The following is a 4,763-nucleotide window of genomic DNA, read 5'->3' as shown; positions in this document are numbered from 1 at the left end:
GCTAGGCTGCGGCCCATTCTTATGACATCGCTCGCATTTATTCTCGGCGTCGCCCCGCTCGTCGTTGCCACCGGCGCAGGCGCAGAGATGCGGCAGTCGCTAGGGACCGCCGTTTTCTCGGGCATGCTAGGTGTAACGGGATTCGGTCTCCTGTTTACGCCGGCGTTCTATACCGTGGTTCGCGGGTTTGGTCGGAAAGCAAGCCAACCCGCGGACGTCGTCTATGCGCCAAAGTGAAACGTAGTGTTGTTCGCCTCACTCCTTATGAAGGGGCCAAATGTTGTCGCTCGCACTGCGAAGACGTTCTGAAGCCTTGTTGATGAAGAAACAGATCAACACCTTCGTCCCGTAGCTCCTAGAAGATGCCCAGCAAATCAGTAAGCGATCGTCCAAGTCGGTCCAAGCGGACCTTCATGACCTGTGTAGGAGGAAGCAACATGACGTCCGTAACCTCAGAGCTCGCGAAACAGTATGGCGACAGCCGAAAGCTCGCCGCGCGGGCAGGCATCAATTCGAAATACGCCATCGCCGAGGTCGGTTGGTTTCCATGGATTGCGAGGCAATTGCCGCTTCAAGCGGGAGATCGGGTCCTCGACATCGGCTGAGGTCCAGGTTGGTTCTGGGAAGCAGTGGTGAGCGTATTGCCGGAGAGGCTCAATCTGACGCTCTCCTGGCATGGTCCAAGAAGCCGAAGAGCGATGCCAGACCTTTCCATTCGGGTCGGTTCAAGGCCAACAAGCCGACGCATCTGCGCTTCCCTTTAAGAAAGGCTCCTTTGATGCGTGATTGCCATGCACATGCTCTATCATATGCCGGACCCAGCGAATGGGATCGCGGAAATATATCGCAGCCTGAAGCCGGGAGGCTTTCTGGCCGTGACGACCAGTGGCGCCGCAACATGCGCAAGATGTATGAGCTGACGACCGTATTCGGCAGTCCCCCGTCCGATCCGGCTGCCGCAGCCTTTGGGTTCGACACGGCCGACCGACTGATGCGGTCCAATTCGGTAACGTGACCATGTCGCAGCATCCTGCGAGGCTTCGGATCACGGAGCCTGAAGATGTCTTCCTGGCGCTCACGTCCTATCCGCCTGGCGATAGCGCCAGCGAGCCTCAACTTGCCGAGCTACGCAAGGCCATCGCCAATGCATTTCAGCAAGGCAATGGTGTTCTTGAGGTCGACAAAGAGGACGGACTGTTCCTTAGTAAAAAGCAGCCAAGCTGACAAACTGATCAGCCTCCTGCCGCGAACGTTCATCTGGCCGGGATTGAACCAGCACTCCGAAGAACGGGTTTTAGCCACGTGCGTCCGCCTGTTTCCGCAGGAGCAATGATGGTGCGGACGAGCGCGTTCAGTCTGATGAGATCATCCGCCCAGCGCGGGAGCCGACTGTCGCCGAGCAGAAGCAGCTCGGCGCCACGTCGATCGTTTGAGCTGCTCAGATCGCCTAGTCGATCAGCTTCTTCAGCAGTCGCTTAAGCTCGCTGACTGAACTCGTGCCGCATCTCTGCACGATGTGCGCTTCCTGGCTCATCGCCAGCAACTCGAGTTGGTGACATAGGATCCTGCCGCGGTCGGAGCAGAACATCAGCACTTTTCGACGATCCTTAGGATCCGAGGCCCGATAGACCAGAGTGCCCGACACCATGCGGTCGACGATTTTCGTCAGCGTTGGATGATTGAGCAGCACCACTTCGGCGAGGTCGCTCATGGAGCGTCCGGTTCCATCCGAAAGCACCTTCAGAATCCACCATTCCTCAATCTGCACACCTTCCTTGGCAAGGCGTGGTTTAAGCTGCCGGTTGATTGCCCGGTTTGCCTGCGCGAGCCGATAGACGAGATATTCGGTGATGGGGGGTTCTTGACCGGACAGCTTGGCCATCGGGGCAACAATTTTGAAGCGTTTAATTCGACCGGAACACGAGACTTGGCGCGCCATGCGAGGCGGTGCATGGTCGGATCACCACACCTTCCGATCTCATGGCCTCTGCGGGATATTCAGTCAGCGCTGCACCGCTGGTCGCGCGAGGCCGCGTTCGAGCCAAACCGGTACTTCCCGCAGGCTATCGAACTCGACCAGGCCACGCGCCTCATAGAAGCCGATCAGGTTGCGCACCCAGCCGAGCATCGAAATGTCGGCAATGGTATATTCATCGTCCATGATCCACTGCCGTCCGGCAAGATGCGTTTCCATGACGCCGAGCAGGCGTTTCGACTCGTTGACGTATCGCTGAAGTGGCCGCTTGTCCTCATATTCGCGGCCGGCGAACTTGTTAAAGAAGCCGACCTGGCCGAACATTGGTCCGATGCCGGCCATCTGGAAATGCACCCACTGGATGGTCCTGTAGCGGCGAGTTGTGTCACTCGGCAAAAGCTTGCCCGTCTTCTCGGCGAGATATTGCAGGATGGCGCCGGATTCGAACAAGGGCAGCGGCTCACCGTTTGCGCCGTTGGGATCGAGGATCGCGGGGATCTTGCCGTTCGGGTTCAATGAAAGGAATTCCGGCGTGTGCTGGTCGCCCTTATTGAAGTCGACCAGATGCGCTTCGTAAGGTAGCCCGATCTCCTCCAACATGATCGAGACCTTGACGCCGTTGGGCGTCGGCAGCGAATAGAGTTGCAGGCGGTCCGGGTGTTTCGCAGGCCAGGGCCGTGTGATCAGGAAGTCAGAAACCTTTCGCATCTCTCAACTCGCTCTTCCGCCTAGATCCAGGCAACACATTCGAGTGGTAAGCGTCACGGATCGTGAACGTCTGTGGCTACGTGAGTGTTGCCAGCATCTATCGCCTCACCATTCATCAAACTAGCCTGACCCGGCGATTGCCGACCCGGCACTGCTAGCAGCGCGGCCACGCTGAACCCCAACGCCACCGAGCCGAGCCGCCCCACTCCACCATCGGTGATCGCCAGTGCGCCGACTGCCGCGCCGTAGCTGCCAAGATAGACGGCCAACGAACCAGCAGCCCTTCATCCTTCGATATGCAGCGGGAGAATGGATGGTGTACTGTCGCCATTCACCGCGAGACTCCTTAAATGGCTCAACTGCTCCACGGAGCGTCATGAATGCGAGCGCATACGCTTGGCTTAGGGAATGTAGGATCACGATGTTCGATAAATTCGAAATTGACCGTACCGAACGTCGTTTGAGGCTTCTTTAGGGCCGAGCACGTCTGAACTTCAATAAACTCTCTCTTGAAATCGCCGCGAGGAAAGGCGGTGATCACCTCGTCGCGCTGCTCTGGCGTGTACTCGTCATATCCTCTCCCGACGGCGTCCATAACGACACCCGCGTGGGTAAGAGCGATTTCTGGTCGCATGTACTGGGGAATGCCGGGTGTCGTATGCAGGGCGATCGCCGCCCACACCAGATCCGCTTTCGGTTCCGGGATGCCATGGCGCCGGAGAAATTCGCGCGCTGCGTCTGCGCCGTCGACTTCAAAGCGCTTTTCCTGGGTGTGGTAAGCGTCGATCAGACCCAAGTCATGAAACAGCGCAGCGACATACAGCAGTTCAGAGTCGAACTTTAGGTTTTGGCGGATTCCCTTCATCGCACCGAACACAAACACGCGAGCTGAGTGGTTGAACAACATTTCGCTCTCATGTTGCCGCACGAGTTCAGCGGCTTCGCGCGCGATCTTGCTATCGGGGATTTTGATGCCAGAAATGATATCGGCCATTGTCGAACTCCTATCTCCGCGTCTGCGATCTGCGCTGTCGCCATTGACGGACTCCCACGAACCTGATGCGTGGGCATCGCTCCGGTCACTGGCGCTAGCCAATAGATGCGTTCCTGTCTACAGAACAGGACCAAGATTGCCGATTTCGACTATACCATTGTGCGTTGGATGCCTCTCCATTTACTGGGTGCGCCTGGGCGCGCCCTCCTAAAGATCGATGCTGTCCCGCTTTTCCCGACGATGCCGTTTCACCGTGAATCTGTCCGTCGCGAATTCCGTGTGCTTTACGCGATGCACTTCTATACTTTCGGGCACAATGCGAAGACTGGCCTCGCGCCAGTCGACATCCCGCGGGTCAAGAGGCATTGCTTTCACAATTGCAGTGAAGTCCAGCCTTTCCGGTTCTTGCTCATTCTCATGAACGTCCTTTTGTAACGGTGCAACTTTCTCAACCACCTCGTAATCTTCCACCCAGCCGTCCTCTGTCCAATAGCCCGTACTCGCGCTGATCGCTGTTCCCTCCGGAACATTCAGGGCCTCGACACGGGCTGCCTTGTGAAAAAGGACGGCGTAGAGATTGTCTCCGCCGGCCTGCACTGATGGAAAAATGATGCCGTCGATCGGCACCGAAGCCTCCGTCGCTAGAAAATCGGCTATGGCCTGCGTTGCGAGGCATTCAAACGGATCATCATCGGGCATTACGGGCCGCATGATACGCTCACTCAGCAACCGCAGGAACACGGCGGTCTCCATCCTTCCAGCTAACCCGAAATCAGAAAGGCTTCCGGTGAGGCGAACGTCACTGAGGGCGGTCAAATCGAGCAGTCGAAGCTTTCTGATGATCTCGAATTGGGCCACCGCGATCTGACCACCAACGGGTGGGCGCACCTCAGCAATAGCCGCTTTCTGATTATTTGCGCCGTAGAAAACCGAGATGCCGCGCGCGTTCATCCAACCAGCTGCCGCCAAAGCTGCTGGCGGCGAGCCGAGGTGGATGTCCGGCCTGCCGATGGCGGCTTCAAGTTTGTCGTCGGATTGAAAGACCCGAGCGCGATAAAGCGTATGAAAATCCGTTCCAGGACCCGC

5 protein-coding genes and 1 pseudogene are annotated in these 4,763 nt (G+C 57.5%); 2 read left to right on the top strand and 4 right to left on the bottom strand.

Annotated elements, in window-relative coordinates:
- Positions 1 to 237: efflux RND transporter permease subunit (locus CWO89_RS40815; RefSeq protein ID WP_130583901.1), on the top strand; the 237-nt coding region annotated here is incomplete at its 5' end.
- Between the two features lie 200 nt (positions 238 to 437).
- Positions 438 to 1,224 (top strand): annotated as a pseudogene (locus CWO89_RS40810) (class I SAM-dependent methyltransferase).
- A 223-nt stretch (positions 1,225 to 1,447) separates the two neighbouring features.
- Here CWO89_RS40810 and CWO89_RS40805 read toward each other — a convergent pair.
- From CWO89_RS40805 to CWO89_RS40790, 4 genes are all read right to left on the bottom strand, one after another.
- Positions 1,448 to 1,882 (bottom strand): MarR family winged helix-turn-helix transcriptional regulator, encoded by a 435-nt coding sequence (locus CWO89_RS40805; protein ID WP_130583900.1) that lies wholly within the window; start codon positions 1,880 to 1,882, stop codon positions 1,448 to 1,450.
- A 120-nt stretch (positions 1,883 to 2,002) separates the two neighbouring features.
- Positions 2,003 to 2,683: a glutathione S-transferase family protein gene (locus CWO89_RS40800; RefSeq protein ID WP_130583899.1), complete on the bottom strand. Its 681-nt coding sequence runs from the start codon at positions 2,681 to 2,683 to the stop codon at positions 2,003 to 2,005.
- Positions 2,684 to 3,038: 355 nt separating this feature from the next.
- On the bottom strand, positions 3,039 to 3,677 hold the full coding sequence (locus CWO89_RS40795; RefSeq protein WP_130227196.1) for an HD domain-containing protein: 639 nt from the start codon (positions 3,675 to 3,677) through the stop codon (positions 3,039 to 3,041).
- Between the two features lie 207 nt (positions 3,678 to 3,884).
- The coding region (locus CWO89_RS40790; protein WP_165421539.1) for an RES family NAD+ phosphorylase at positions 3,885 to 4,763 on the bottom strand (879 nt) is incomplete at its 5' end.

The organism is Bradyrhizobium sp. Leo170 (assembly GCF_004296405.1).
Taxonomy (GTDB): Bacteria; Pseudomonadota; Alphaproteobacteria; order Rhizobiales; family Xanthobacteraceae; genus Bradyrhizobium.
This window is presented reverse-complemented; position numbering and strand designations above follow the sequence as displayed.